The organism is Pantoea sp. ICBG 985, from assembly GCF_002928365.1.
Classification (GTDB): Bacteria; Pseudomonadota; Gammaproteobacteria; order Enterobacterales; family Enterobacteriaceae; genus Pantoea; species Pantoea dispersa.
The window spans coordinates 21,103-33,953 of record NZ_POWM01000002.1; the positions used below are offsets into that span (position 1 = coordinate 21,103).

14 protein-coding genes are annotated in these 12,851 nt (G+C 56.3%); 8 read left to right on the plus strand and 6 right to left on the minus strand.

What is annotated here, in order from left to right; genetic code table 11:
- Positions 1-21: 21 nt before the first annotated feature.
- From ypdK to C1Y42_RS06145, 3 genes are all read right to left on the minus strand, one after another.
- Positions 22-93, minus strand: coding sequence for a membrane protein YpdK (ypdK, locus tag C1Y42_RS06135; protein ID WP_006120362.1), 72 nt, complete (start codon positions 91-93; stop codon positions 22-24).
- Positions 94-295: 202 nt separating this feature from the next.
- Positions 296-1,324: an HlyD family secretion protein gene (locus tag C1Y42_RS06140; RefSeq protein ID WP_021509100.1), complete on the minus strand. Its 1,029-nt coding sequence runs from the start codon at positions 1,322-1,324 to the stop codon at positions 296-298.
- Positions 1,325-1,329: 5 nt separating this feature from the next.
- Positions 1,330-2,931 carry an MFS transporter gene (locus tag C1Y42_RS06145; protein ID WP_104093030.1) on the minus strand — a complete coding sequence of 534 codons (1,602 nt, stop codon included), beginning with the start codon at positions 2,929-2,931 and terminating at the stop codon, positions 1,330-1,332.
- Between the two features lie 149 nt (positions 2,932-3,080).
- On the opposite strand from C1Y42_RS06145, the gene C1Y42_RS06150 reads away from it, so the two are divergent.
- The 4 genes from C1Y42_RS06150 (at position 3,081) to C1Y42_RS06165 (ending at position 5,675) form a co-directional block, all read left to right on the plus strand.
- Positions 3,081-3,866: an IclR family transcriptional regulator gene (locus C1Y42_RS06150; protein WP_021509102.1), complete on the plus strand. Its 786-nt coding sequence runs from the start codon at positions 3,081-3,083 to the stop codon at positions 3,864-3,866.
- Positions 3,867-3,873: 7 nt separating this feature from the next.
- On the plus strand, positions 3,874-4,326 hold the full coding sequence (locus C1Y42_RS06155; RefSeq protein WP_058758371.1) for a universal stress protein: 453 nt from the start codon (positions 3,874-3,876) through the stop codon (positions 4,324-4,326).
- A gap of 9 nt (positions 4,327-4,335) precedes the next feature.
- A complete protein-coding gene (locus C1Y42_RS06160) occupies positions 4,336-5,139 on the plus strand; it encodes a hypothetical protein (RefSeq protein WP_104093031.1) in 804 nt (267 codons plus the stop codon).
- A gap of 254 nt (positions 5,140-5,393) precedes the next feature.
- Entirely contained in the window at positions 5,394-5,675 is a 282-nt protein-coding gene (locus C1Y42_RS06165; protein ID WP_021509105.1) for a membrane lipoprotein lipid attachment site-containing protein, read from the plus strand.
- A 73-nt stretch (positions 5,676-5,748) separates the two neighbouring features.
- Here C1Y42_RS06165 and C1Y42_RS23665 read toward each other — a convergent pair whose 3' ends face one another.
- Together C1Y42_RS23665 and C1Y42_RS06170 are read right to left on the minus strand one after the other, a co-directional pair.
- Positions 5,749-5,901, minus strand: coding sequence for a hypothetical protein (locus C1Y42_RS23665; RefSeq protein WP_166711810.1), 153 nt, complete (start codon positions 5,899-5,901; stop codon positions 5,749-5,751).
- 282 nt (positions 5,902-6,183) lie between these two features.
- A complete protein-coding gene (locus C1Y42_RS06170; RefSeq protein ID WP_104093032.1) occupies positions 6,184-7,401 on the minus strand; it encodes an MFS transporter in 1,218 nt (405 codons plus the stop codon).
- Between the two features lie 280 nt (positions 7,402-7,681).
- Here C1Y42_RS06170 and C1Y42_RS06175 point away from each other — a divergent pair, with 280 nt between their 5' ends.
- Complete coding sequence (locus C1Y42_RS06175) at positions 7,682-7,921, plus strand: hypothetical protein (protein ID WP_021313687.1); 240 nt, start codon at positions 7,682-7,684, stop codon at positions 7,919-7,921.
- A gap of 36 nt (positions 7,922-7,957) precedes the next feature.
- On the opposite strand, the gene C1Y42_RS06180 is transcribed toward C1Y42_RS06175, so the two are convergent.
- Complete coding sequence (locus C1Y42_RS06180) at positions 7,958-8,857, minus strand: DMT family transporter (protein ID WP_104093033.1); 900 nt, start codon at positions 8,855-8,857, stop codon at positions 7,958-7,960.
- A gap of 182 nt (positions 8,858-9,039) precedes the next feature.
- On the opposite strand from C1Y42_RS06180, the gene C1Y42_RS06185 reads away from it, so the two are divergent.
- The 3 genes from C1Y42_RS06185 (at position 9,040) to tssC (ending at position 12,845) form a co-directional block, all read left to right on the plus strand.
- Positions 9,040-9,903 carry an AraC family transcriptional regulator gene (locus C1Y42_RS06185; protein ID WP_104093034.1) on the plus strand — a complete coding sequence of 288 codons (864 nt, stop codon included), beginning with the start codon at positions 9,040-9,042 and terminating at the stop codon, positions 9,901-9,903.
- Between the two features lie 860 nt (positions 9,904-10,763).
- Positions 10,764-11,264 (plus strand): type VI secretion system contractile sheath small subunit, encoded by a 501-nt coding sequence (gene tssB, locus C1Y42_RS06195; RefSeq protein ID WP_104093036.1) that lies wholly within the window; start codon positions 10,764-10,766, stop codon positions 11,262-11,264.
- A 33-nt stretch (positions 11,265-11,297) separates the two neighbouring features.
- Positions 11,298-12,845, plus strand: a complete 1,548-nt coding sequence (gene tssC, locus C1Y42_RS06200) for a type VI secretion system contractile sheath large subunit (protein WP_031280019.1) — start codon at positions 11,298-11,300, stop codon at positions 12,843-12,845.
- Positions 12,846-12,851 lie beyond the last annotated feature (6 nt).

A 12,851-nucleotide genomic window follows, 5' to 3' on the forward strand; every position in this document is an offset into this window, starting at 1 on the left:
CGGTCGCCCCGGCTGGCGTCTTTACAGCATCAGCACGAAGGTGCCGACCCAAAGTAAGACGAAGAAAGAGATTCCCATCAAGGCGTATTTCACAAAACAACTCCTCTGAGCGGTTACAATGATGGCGATCCCAAACCAGCGTAACCCGAACAGAATAAGAGAAAGGTGGAGTTCATCATCGCTACACGCTTTCTACTCAGGTCGCTTCGGGCTGCCCCGAAACAGGATCGAGCGCTAATTTACGCGGAATCGATCCGAAAATAAATAGGTCACTTCTGAGAAGTTGCTCACATTTTCATCGGGTCTCAATCTGCGGAATCGCCGACATGCCGACACGTAATTGCGCCAGATCGCTTTGATGCGGATCCAGCACAATTTTCACCGGCAAACGCTGAACCACTTTAGTGTAGTTGCCGGTGGCGTTATCGGGGGCAATCGCGGAAAACGTGGCGCCGGTAGCGGGCGCAATACTGTCAACGTGACCGGTGAAGGTCTTGCCGGGCAATGCATCAATCTTCACTACCACTTTCTGGCCCGGGCGCACATCCGCCAGCTGCGTCTCCAGATAATTGGCGGTGATGTAAGTCTGCTGTAGCGGCACCACGGCCAGCAGACGCGTACCCGCGCTGACCCAGGCTCCCACGCGCACCGAACGCTGACCCACCATGCCATCCACCGGCGCAATAATACGCGTATAAGAGAGATTCAGCCCGGCCTGGTCGACGCTGGCCTGCGCCGCCGCGACATCAGCCTCCGCCTGACGCAGCGCGGCCTCAAGCACCTTCACCTGCTGTTCGGCCGCCGCCAGCGCTGCTGCGCTCTGGCGCACCGTAGCGGCGGCGGAACGCTGGGTTGAGCTGGCTTTCTGCTGATCGTCAGCGGCTATGGTGCCGCTCTTGTACAGCTGGTTGTAGCGCGCCGCGCTCTGTCCGGCATACTGCGCCGATGCCTGACTGGCGGCCAGCGTGGCGCGGGCCTCGGCAATGGTGGACTGCTGCTGGTCGAGCTGCGCCTGCGCGCTCAGCCGTTTGGCGTCGCTGACCTGCAGGTTCGCCCGCGCGGTCTCCAGCGCCACGCGATAGTCGCGGTCGTCGAGCGTCGCCAGCACGTCGCCAGCCCGCACGCGCTGGTTATCCTGCACGTTGACGTGGGCGATATAGCCGGACACCTTCGGGGCCACCAGCGTGTAGTCGGCATTCACCCAGGCATCATCAGTTCGATGGTCGTTGCCGGTCATGGCTGACCACAGCCAAAACGCCATCGCCAGCAAAACCAGCAGCAGGGCGCTCAGCAGGATTGTTCGTTTCATAGCAAAAGCGTGCATAACAGTTATTCCGGAGTTTGGGTAACAGGTTGAATCAGGGTTTGCGGTGGCCAGACGCGTTTCGCCAGGCACAGCGTCAGCACTAACAGCCCGACAGCGAAGGCGATCAGCATCAGATACGCATCGCTCAGGCTCAGCACCATCGCCTGATGCTTCAGCAGGGTGGCGAAGCCGCTGAGATTGGCCGCGCTGCTGGCGCTGCCGTCGGCCAACAGCGGCAGGCTGCTGCTGGCCTGCTGGCTATCCGCTGCGGTCATCAGCCAACTGCGACTGGCAGCCTGATCGACCAGCACGCTGGAGTGAAACTGCTCGCGATGGCTGATAAACCACTCCACCAGCGTGCTGGCAGCGATGCTGGCAAAGCCGCGTACGGTATTGAACATGGCAGAGGCGAACGGTCCTTCCGGCGGCGCGACCACGCTGGTGGCGCTCATCAGCACCGGCAGAATCACCATCGGCTGACCAAACGCCTGCAAGATCTGCATCAGCCAGAAGTTTTGCCGCGCCCAGTCGGTGGTGATCTGCATGCCGAGCAGGCAGGCGGTCGCCAGCAGCAGCACACCGGCGATCAGCACCCAGCGGCAGTCAATCCAGCGGATATTCAGCAGGCTGGCGACCAGCGGTGCAATCAGCAACTGCGGCAGGCCGATGGTCAACGCCAGCGGCGCGAACTGCAGCGTGCGAAACCCCTCCACCTGACCAAAATAGGCCGACGGCAGCGCCGAACCGGACAGCGCCAGAATCAGTACACCCGCCAGCGCCAGCAAACCGTGCGACAAATTACGCCGGCGCAGCATCTGCAACTTAAACAGCGGCAGCGGGTGAAACCATTCATTAATAAAGAACACAATCAGCAACGCCAGCGCGCAGAATAATAGGGCGACAAACAGCGGCGAGCTGAGCCAGTCGAGACGCTCACCCTGCGTCAGCGCCAGAATCAGCAGCGCCATGCCCGAGCAGCCGCTCAGCATGCCGAACAGGTCAATCTGTTTAAATCGCTCAGTGCGCAGCGGATCCTGCGGCAGACCCCAGCCGATCAGCAGCATGGCGATCAGCATGGCCGGCACCACCTGCCAGAACACAAACATCCAGTTGACGTCATCGGTCCAGAACGCCGCCAGCGACGCCGCCAGATTCGGGCCAAACGTGGCGGTGAGGGCGTAAGCACTCAGCCCATAAAGTTTGATCGGCGGTGGCAGAAAGCGCAGCGCCACCGTCATCAGCAGCGGCGGCAGGGCGCCGCCAAACAGTCCCTGCACCACGCGCAGCGCAATAAACAGCGGGGCCGTGGGCATAAAGGGCAGCAGGACACCGCACACCATGAAACCGGCCGACACCGCCAGCGCGAAGCGGCGCAGCGAAAAGGTGACGGCGAACCACGGTGCAATCATCATCGCGGCGACTTCCGCTGCCTGATAGGCCGAAATAATCCAGCTGCCGTCATCGTAGCTAATGCCGACTGCGGCACGGATATCGGCCAGCGCGATGTCGGTAACGCGATCGTTTAATCCGGAGGTCAGCGCGGCGATCAGCACCCCCACCAGCCCCAGCGCGAGGCGCAGGGTAAAAGGATGCGGTGCCGGTGCCGCGACGGGCTGGGCATTCATAACAGGTGTCTCGTTATTGGTTGATGCAGTGTATTGCGATGTGATACAGCTCGCATCTTACATTTCGATATGGTGTATTGCAATGTGATACAGGGTGTAAAAGTGCGATCGTTCGCGCTAAAGTAGGGCAGGCCAAAAAGGAACGTATCATGGTAGAACCTCCCTCAAGCCGTGAGGATGAAAAAGCGGGTGGCATTCAGGTCATTGCGCGTGCGGCAAAAATTTTAAATGCGCTCGGTGAGCATCCGGGCGGCATGAGTCTGGGTGAAATTGCGCAGGTGGTCGATCTGCCGCGCTCGACGGTGCAGCGCATCGTGGCGGCGCTGGATAGCGCGCAGCTGGTGCGCAGCGGCGGGGCAGGCGGGCTGCGCCTCGGTCCGGCGTTGCTGAAGCTGATCTCCAGCGTGCACAGTGACGTGGTGGAAATTGTCCGGCCGTTCCTCGAACAACTCTCGGCGGAAATCAATGAAACGGTGTCGCTGGCGCGGGCCAGCGGGACGCAGCTGGCGATTGTCCATTACGTGGTGGCCACGCGTGAGCTGCGCGTGGTGCCACACATCGGCCTGAATCTGCCGCTCTACAGTACGTCCGGTGGCCGGGCGCTGCTGGCGCTGGAGAGCGACGAAGATGTGCGGGTGATGGTCGGCGAAGCCTATGCGGAACTGACGGAAATGACGGTAAAAACGCTGCCGCAGTTGCTGACGCTGATTGCCGAAGTGCGCGCCAGCGGACTGGCTATCGATCGCGGCGAAACGCTGGAGGGCATTTCCACCATGGCGGTCGCGATTGATACGCTGTTCGGGCGCTTTTCGATCTCACTGCTGGTGCCGACGGCACGTTTTCACCGCCAGGAAGCGCATTACCGGACAGCGCTGATAAAGTGTAAAGAGGCGCTGATTCGCGAAATTGGCAAAATAACTGCTGCGGAAGGATAACCGACTGATGAAAACCTTGCTGATGGCCATTGATAACTCACCGGTGGCGGAAAAAGTGATCGCCCTGACCATTGAACAGGCGCTGGCGCAACAGGCGCAGGTCACCGTGCTGTGCTGTGTCGATCCGGCTTATTCGTCGTGCAATCAGCCGATTGAGATCGACGCCGGGGAAGACCCGGACGATTTTGTCGTGGCGCAGGATGAACAAAACACGGCTGAAATGGTGGTACGCCATGCGCTGGCACCGCTGCTGCGCGCTGGCATTGACGCACGCGGGCTGATTCTGGCCGGTGAAGCGGCGGAAACCATTGTGGCGCAGTCTGAGGCGTTGCACGCCAGTATGATTATAATGGGCCGTCGTCACCTGTCGCCGCTCAACCGCCTGCTGAAAGGCTCGGTAAGCGCAGCAGTGATTGAACGCGCCAGCTGTCCGGTTTTAATTGACGTTCGCAAGGATTAATGTCGCTCCATGTTCTCGCTTTTCCCGCTCACGCTGGCCGCTTTTGTGGTGCTGGCGATCATCATCGTGATACTGCTGCGCACCACCGCGCTGCGCGTCTGGCAGGGTGTCCTGCTGTTTTTGCTGCCTGTGCTGCTGGCCAATCTGCTGTGGTTTAGCTGGCTGCATCCGCGTCAGGAGCGCGAGGCGCTGGCGGCGCAGGTGGCTACCCAACTGAGCGACGCGCCGGGTTATCGCGTACTGAAAGTGCAGGAGCCGGCGCTGTGGCAACTGCTGAATCGCGAGCTGCAGCACAAGCTGGCAGAGGGCGTACCTGCGGAGCAGGCGCTGGGCGATATGCGCGGCTGGCTGATGGATTTGGTGAATCAGCGCATGGCGCGCGCCAGCGATGCGGCGATCATCAACTACATCCGCGTTTCGGTGCAGGAGATGCAGGCGCTACAGCAGCAGGATACACAGCGCTGCTTCCGTTTCCTCTATCCGCAGGTCAGCGGTGGCGTCAATCTGCAACAGGTGCTGTCGCCGGAGCTTAATCAGCGCGATGGTGAAGCGCTCGAGGCACTGCTGCAAAACAGTACCGGCGATGAGCTGGCGGTGGATCAGCCTCAGGCGCAGCGCGATCTGCAGCGTGTGGTGGAAAAACTGTATGGCAAGTGGGGCGATAAGCTGCAGCAACTGAATATGCCGGCGGATACGGCGGTGGATCGCGGCACGATGTGCGCGATGTCGATTGATCTTTACAGCGGAATTCTCGCATTGCCGGACAAACAAGCGGCCAATCTTTTGCGTAAGATGGTCAGCCTTACCGGATAACGGGCGAAAAAAAGCCCGCTCAGCACGGGCATAAAGGTCACTTTCAGTATGTCTTTTTGTGGGTATCACCTGGTGTGGTGCAGACTTCGTTTTGTCTGAAGTCATCTTCTCACTGCTGATGTGATAAGGAAAACCGTTTGGTTTTATTGATTTGATTGGCGAAAGCTTTGCATTAATCGGACATTTCGCGTCTTTTTCCTATAGAGGCGTGTGGCGTTGCCTTTTACACTGCAACGTCTGATGAGGACACCCTAATGAATAAAATGCTTATTAGCGCGTTAGCGCTTTTTATGCTGGCCGGTTGTAGTGTCAGCAAACCCGGGGGTTTTGAGCGTGTAGATGAAGATGCCCGTTCAAATACCGTACAGTATCGTTACGATCCACAGAAGCTGGATAAAGATGCGCTGGAACTTGATCTGGCGAATTACTGTAACCAGCGCGGCTTCGATAAAGTCGAATCGCTTCCGGCGCAGGACAGCAATTTGCCTGGCCTGAAGAAAGTCTGGTATCAATGTAATTACGCGGTGAAAAGCTAAAAAATAAGGGCGGGATTGATTCCCGCCCTTTCTTTATTCATTTTTTATTATGTGCTGTGTGTGCTTTGCCCAATTACCAGTGACGATAGCCGCCATGGCCGTGATGCCAGCCGCCGCCGTGCCCGTGGCCCCAGCCGGGACCGCGTCCATGGTCGTGCTCGATAATACACCCGCTTAGCATGGTCATAATCGCCACCACCGAAGCGACTTTTATTAACTTCTTCATGGAGAGTCCTCCTCTTTTCCAATGAGGCCAGATTAACCGGGAAAAGTGGAGTGAAGATGCAGTGAATGTAGAGTTATTTCCGTAATTATTACCAGATATGTCAATTAAAAGCTAAAAGTGACAGAGCGGGAAATAAACCAATCGGAATAAGCTGAATAGCGCCTGATAATAACCCGATTACTCTGAAATGCAAGGTTAAATAACAGTCATTCTCAACGCGTGATCAATTCTGTGGTTATCAGTAAAAAGCCTGCCGTGCATTTACACGGCAGGGTGGGTGAATTAATTATGCAGTACCGGCGCGACCAGGTTTTGACGATTTGGCAGACGGATACTGAGCGACAGCACCAGCGAGATCACCAGCAGCGTCATAATCAGACTGAAGGTCACGGTGAAGCCGCCGAACACCGAAGCCACCAGCGAGCCAAGTACGCTACCGATGCCGAAGCCGAGATAGATCAGGCCGTAGTTTTTGGTCAGGTTGTTAAGGCCGAAGAAATCGCTGACCAGTGACGGAAAGACGGTGATGGTGCCGCCAAAGCTGAACGCCACGCAGGCCAGCGACAGGAAGAAGGTGGTTTCATTCATGTGGGTGAACAGCAGGATACTCATGCCGCTCAGCGAAACCAGCTGTGCCAGCGAAATGACCCGGATGCGCGCCATTTTGTCCGACAGCACGCCGAGAATCAGTCGTCCGCTCAGGTTGGCAATGGCAATTACCGTCACCGCATTGGCCGCCGTTTGCGTACTCAGGTGCACCAGGCCTTCACCAATATCCTTCGCTACGCCAATCACATACAGACCGCTCATGCAGGCCGTCAGGAACATCAGTGCCAGCATCCAGTACTGCGGCAGGCGCACCGACTGCGCCAGCGTGAACTCCTGTGTGGCCTGCTGCTGACGTGAACCGGCCTGCTGTATCGGCGCATCGCGCATCATCAGGGCCCCGGCAATAATCATCGTCATCGCCAGCACACCCCAAATCACAAAGGTATTTTCCAGCCCCTGAGTGCTGAGCAGCGCGCCACAGATGAATTTAAAGCCGAGACTGCCGAGGCCGTAAGCGCCGATCGAACAGGCCGAAATCAGCCCTTTGCGCTCCGGAAACCACTTCACGCAGTTAGAGAGCGTCATCAGATAGCCCGCGCCATCGGCCAGCCCGACCAGAATGCCGGCGCTCAGGTACAGCATCATCAGGTTGTCAGCATGGGCGGTCAGCCAGAAGCCAATCGCCATCAGAATGCCTGCACCGATAGTGACATTACGCACGCCAAAGCGCTCCTGCAGCTTGCCGGCCAGCGAGGAAGCAATCGCCAGGCCAAGACTGAGCAGACCAAAGGAAAAAGCCACCTGGCTGACTGGCGCATCCAGTTTCTGCGCCAGCTGGCCGTTAAACAGGCTCCAGGTATAAACCGAGCCGAGCGCGAACTGGGTAATGATGGTGCCTGCGAGGGTAAGGATACGGACACGCTGATGATTAGGGGTAACGGCTGTTGTCATTTTTCTCTCTCCCATCCGGGAATACGGAATCTGCAGCGATAATAAGCCTCACGCGGGCGCGGGTGGCGCGGACGGGCGTGAACGGAGCGGGAGACGGAATGAAATGCTGTGAAAACGGTATGAATGGCATTGCGCCTTTGCTTAAGCGCAGCGCGGATGTCGTCACATGAACAGGCATTGCGACAGGTGAGCATGTGTAACAGGGTGTTTTAAGCGCAGCATCTGCGCGGCAAAACGCAGGAACTTTGCCAGGCTTATAGTTCACTCAACAGGAGGAAATATGAAAGACCGGGCATATGAATCCGTATCCAGCGGGGATGAGGTTTGCTGCATCATCGGTCAGGCGGTTATCGAGTTAAGCGATGAACAGCAGCCTGTGACCAGGTCCACCCTGTCGCTGAAATTACTGGCGATGGCCGACCGCGACAGAGATGATGAACGCGTTCTGCTTTACTGGATTGCCAGAAAAGCCATAAACCAACCTCACCAGCTCAACATCGGCGTCGGGGGCTGGCGCTAGAGGAGTGACAGAGCGGGCGCCAAGCCCGCTCTTGCTTCAGGCCAGACGTAACCGGCGATGAGCCGGCCAGCGCACGAACATCACCATGTTCCCTGCCAGAATCATCACCAGCCCGACGATAGCATTGCTATGCCACTGATAGCCTTCATACAGCGTCGAAAGCGTTAGCGCCACCAGTGGAAACAGCAGGGTGCTGTAAGCCGCCTGGCTGGCACCGATGCGCCCCACCAGCGTGAAGTAGGCACCAAAGCCCAGCACCGAGCCAAACAAAGCCAGATAGCTCATCGCCCCCAGCCACTGCAGATTGAGTGCCGGTGCCAGCGCGTCGCCATTCACCAGCGCCAGCACGGCCATGATCAGCGCACCGTACAGCATGGCGTAGCTGTTGGTGGTCAGCACGTCGCGCTGATGACGCTGATGGCGGGTAGAAATCATATTGCCAAAGGAGAAACCGAGCGTGCCCAGCGCGCTCAGCCCCACGCCCCACAGCAGCTGCGGCGCAACATGGGCTGACTGAATATCCTGCCAGAACAGCGCAGCAATCCCGCCGAGGCCCAGCGCGGCGGCGGGCAGCAGGCGGAAAGGCGGGCGCTGGCGGAAAAAGATCCAGCTGTTGAGCGCGTTATACAGCACCGCCATCGAAAAAATCACCGACTCCAGTCCGGTGCTGATCATCGCTGCCGCGTGGTAAAAGCAAACAAAATTAAAACCGAATACGCAGCCGCCCTGTAACAGACAAAACAGGTGGTCACGCGCATCCAGCGTACGCAGACGTTTCAGCAGCCGGAGAAGCACCAGCATGGTCAACGAGGCGAACAGGAAGCGCCAGAACACCGCCACCAGTATCGGCGTATCGGCGGCCTGCTGCTGCAGAAAAATCGCAATCCAGGTGGTGCCCCAAATCAGCACCACCGCGAGGTATAACATCAGGTTCATCAGAAACTCTCCGGCGGAATCAGGCTCGCAGTGTGCCTGAGCGACAGGAGCGCGGCTTGCATGACTTTGCGCAGCACTTGCAAATTCTTGCGCTTTTTCCCGCCTGGTCCGGCATTGGCCTGTTGTCTGTCCGGTCAGTTGCGTAAACTAAAGGACATCAACCCAGAGAGCGATGTCAGACCATGCCGGAATATCAGACGTTTACTATGCTTCAGCGTCACAAAGCGCAGCTGCGCGATAGCGTGCAGCTGAGCGGCGGCATTCGGCTGGCGGCCTGGTTCAACAGTGGCGATCGCGTGACCAACCTCAGCGATCACCATACGCTTAGCCTGTACGTCGCCGATGGTTACGACACCTGGCACAAAACGCCGCACGGCTGGCGCAACGGCGGCGCGCCGGATCGCTTTTGCCTGATGCCGTCTGGCACCGAGTCGACCTGGGATCTGCGCGCGGATTTATCCTTCGTGCATCTCTACTGCACCGATGCGCATTTGCGTCACCTCGGTGAGCAGGTGTGGGATCGCAGTCCGGCGCAGCTTAACCTGCATGAGAAGATTTTTGCCGACGATGATCGCATCACCCAGCTGTATCGCCATTTTCTGCTGAGCGCCGACTGGCAGCAGCCGGCTAACCAGCTGATGCTGAGCAGCGCCTCAACACTGCTGATGACCCATCTGCTGCAGCGCTACAGTCAGGTAAAGTGGCAGCTGCCGCAGGTGCGCGGCGGACTGGCGCCGGCGGTATTGCGCCGCGTGCTGGCGCTGATCGATACGCAGCTGGATCAGCCGTTAACGCTGGCCCAACTGGCGGCAGAGGCGGCGCTCAGCGAATACCATTTTGCACGTATGTTCCGCAGCAGCACCGGCGAAGCGCCGCACCAGTATGTGATGCGCCGCCGTATGGAAGCCGCGCAGCAACTGCTGCAATTCAGCGCGCTGTCGCTCACCGAGATTGCCCTGCGCTGCGGTTTCCACTCTTCCAGCCATTTCAGCAACCGCTTCCGCCAGCTGCACGGCATGGCACCCTCGGCATGGCGTCAGCGCTGACGGGGCAGTTGCATTGAATTTTGCGAGAATTGCATTACGGATTACGCTACAGCGGGTAAATGCGGCTGCACATCCCTATGTGCCTGCTTAAACCAGTCAGGTGTTGCCTGGTGAAATACAGCACTTAATACTCAGGATAGTACCAACATTGTCCCGCAGATGGATATTCGCTCAAATACCTGGGAATGATGTAGTACAAGGCTTGCGTCGATCTTTTTAACAGGGAGGTTTAACAGCATCACATTATCGTCCTGTATAAAAATGCACGCTGCTGCTATCCGAAAATTTTATCTTTTTATGTCATTTCATCTGACGAAAATAATTAAACCCCGTTTATTTGAACGAAAAGAAATGTTGGAATTTGAAAAAGTAGTCTGTTTTTCACATGCTCAGTCACGTCCGGCCTCTCATTTTTGAACAAAGTACAAAATCAGATATTTCTCTTGATTGATGGCATTTTGAACAGAATCACGCCCTAAGCCAAATTGATCTCTCGTTGCATGTCCTTATCCCACAGGGCCTGAAGGGGTAATGCAAGAAAATTCTTATTAATCATGAAGATGATCTGGAGATGTTAAAATCGGGGTTTGTAATATTTTTTTACATTTTTCCGTTCCGGTCAGACAGGGAACGTTCTTACACTGCGGCTATTGGGTTTTATCCGAAATTTTTCATTTCAGAAAAATGCCTAAAAAATAGTGTCGATATGCTGGTGAATGGAATGCACTCGCTTTTAATTCCGGAGTTTTTATTCCCGTCGGAGGACGTGAACCGGGACGTTGTTCTGGCTGGGTTTGCCTTTCTTACTAATTTCTCACTGGCATTGACCGTTTCTATCATTCAATAGAACAGGGACAGCCATGTCTAACTCTTCCTTTCAGTCCGAAATCCCAAAGGCACGTATTAACTTAAAACTTGACCTGCATACCGGAGGCGCAAGCAAGAAAACCGAGCTTCCGCTGAAATTATTGGTGGCGGGCGACTTCAGTCATGGTCAGGCGTCCGCACCATTATCAGAGCGAGCCAAAGTTAATCTGAATAAAAATAATTTTGACGCAGTGCTTTCCGAATATTCGCCCAAAGTCACGGTTGCCGTTAAAAATACGCTGGCCGATGACGGCAGCGAAGACAGCATCAGTCTGACTTTCCAGAGCATGAAAGATTTCTCTCCGGAACAGGTCTCCCGGCAAATACCTCAGCTGAAGGCCATGCTTTCCATGCGTAATTTACTGCGTGATTTAAAAGCCAACCTGCTGGATAACCAGGCCTTCCGAAAAGAGCTGGAAAAAATTCTGCTGGACCCGGCGTTAAGCGCAGAACTGCGCGCTGAGCTCTCAACCCTGGCACCAAAACAGCCATAACCATCACGATGATTTAACGGATTAATAAGGAAGATGCTGATGTCTGTAAATAATGAGAATGCGACGGGTGGCGAGAGCGTGGTGCTGGAGCGTCCGGCAGCCGGTGGGGTTTATGCCACCCTGTTTGAAAAGATCAATCTCAACCCGGTTTCTGAACTGAGCGCGCTGGATATCTGGCAGGATGCGCAGGCGATGTCGGATGCAACGGCGGATGAGCGTTTAACCGCCGGCATGCAGGTATTTCTGGAGTGCCTGAAAAAATCAGGCGCAAAAGTTGAAAAACTCGACAAAAACCTGATTGACCATCATATCGCCGCGCTGGATCACCAGATCAGTCGTCAGCTGGATGCGGTCATGCACAGTGAAGAGTTCCAGGCAGTGGAGAGCCTGTGGCGCGGCGTGAAATCGCTGGTTGATAAAACCGATTTCCGCCAGAACGTGAAAGTCGAACTGCTGGATATGTCTAAAGAAGACCTGCGTCAGGACTTCGAGGACAGCCCGGAAATTATCCAGAGCGGTCTGTATAAACACACCTACATTGATGAGTATGACACACCAGGCGGCGAGCCGATTGCGGCGCTGATTTCCGCTTATGAGTTTGATGCGTCTGCGCAGGATGTTGCCCTGCTGCGCAATATTTCAAAAGTGTCTGCTGCGGCGCATATGCCGTTTATCGGCTCTGCCGGCCCGCAATTCTTCCTCAAGGATTCAATGGAAGACGTGGCGGCCATCAAAGATATCGGTAACTATTTTGACCGCGCTGAATACATCAAGTGGAAATCCTTCCGCGAGACGGACGATTCGCGCTACATCGGTCTGGTGATGCCGCGTGTGCTGGGTCGCCTGCCGTATGGCCCGGACACCGTACCGGTGCGCAGCTTCAACTACGTTGAAGAAGTCAAAGGCCCGGATCACGACAAATACCTGTGGACCAACGCCTCGTTTGCCTTCGCATCCAACATGGTGCGCAGCTTTATTAACAATGGCTGGTGTGTGCAAATCCGTGGTCCACAGGCCGGTGGTGCGGTGCAGGATCTGCCGATTCATCTGTACGATCTGGGCACCGGTAATCAGGTGAAGATCCCGAGTGAGGTAATGATCCCGGAAACCCGTGAATTCGAGTTCGCCAATCTTGGTTTCATTCCGCTGTCCTACTACAAAAACCGCGACTACAGCTGCTTCTTCTCGGCCAACTCCACCCAGAAACCTGCGCTGTATGACACTGCGGATGCCACCGCCAACAGCCGCATTAACGCCCGTCTGCCGTATATCTTCCTGCTGTCGCGTATCGCGCATTATCTGAAGCTGATTCAGCGTGAAAACATCGGCACCACCAAGGATCGGCGTCTGCTGGAACTGGAGTTGAACACCTGGGTGCGCAGTCTGGTGACCGAAATGACCGATCCGGGCGATGAACTGCAGGCTTCTCACCCGCTGCGTGACGCGAAGGTGGTAGTGGAAGATATCGACGACAACCCGGGTTTCTTCCGCGTCAGGCTGTACGCCATCCCACACTTCCAGGTAGAGGGCATGGACGTCAACCTGTCACTGGTTTCCCAGATGCCGAAGGCGAAATCGTAAGCTAAG

Coding starts and splice junctions, on each gene's coding strand:
- C1Y42_RS06165 (WP_021509105.1), top strand. CDS start 5,394: ATGAATAAAATGCTTATTAGCGCGTTAGCGCTTTTTATGCTGGCCGGT.
- C1Y42_RS06155 (WP_058758371.1), top strand. CDS start 3,874: ATGAAAACCTTGCTGATGGCCATTGATAACTCACCGGTGGCGGAAAAA.
- C1Y42_RS06145 (WP_104093030.1), bottom strand. CDS start 2,931: ATGAATGCCCAGCCCGTCGCGGCACCGGCACCGCATCCTTTTACCCTG.
- C1Y42_RS06175 (WP_021313687.1), top strand. CDS start 7,682: ATGAAAGACCGGGCATATGAATCCGTATCCAGCGGGGATGAGGTTTGC.
- C1Y42_RS06185 (WP_104093034.1), top strand. CDS start 9,040: ATGCCGGAATATCAGACGTTTACTATGCTTCAGCGTCACAAAGCGCAG.
- tssB (WP_104093036.1), top strand. CDS start 10,764: ATGTCTAACTCTTCCTTTCAGTCCGAAATCCCAAAGGCACGTATTAAC.
- C1Y42_RS06160 (WP_104093031.1), top strand. CDS start 4,336: ATGTTCTCGCTTTTCCCGCTCACGCTGGCCGCTTTTGTGGTGCTGGCG.
- C1Y42_RS06170 (WP_104093032.1), bottom strand. CDS start 7,401: ATGACAACAGCCGTTACCCCTAATCATCAGCGTGTCCGTATCCTTACC.
- C1Y42_RS06140 (WP_021509100.1), bottom strand. CDS start 1,324: ATGCACGCTTTTGCTATGAAACGAACAATCCTGCTGAGCGCCCTGCTG.
- C1Y42_RS06180 (WP_104093033.1), bottom strand. CDS start 8,857: ATGAACCTGATGTTATACCTCGCGGTGGTGCTGATTTGGGGCACCACC.
- C1Y42_RS23665 (WP_166711810.1), bottom strand. CDS start 5,901: ATGAAGAAGTTAATAAAAGTCGCTTCGGTGGTGGCGATTATGACCATG.
- tssC (WP_031280019.1), top strand. CDS start 11,298: ATGCTGATGTCTGTAAATAATGAGAATGCGACGGGTGGCGAGAGCGTG.
- C1Y42_RS06150 (WP_021509102.1), top strand. CDS start 3,081: ATGGTAGAACCTCCCTCAAGCCGTGAGGATGAAAAAGCGGGTGGCATT.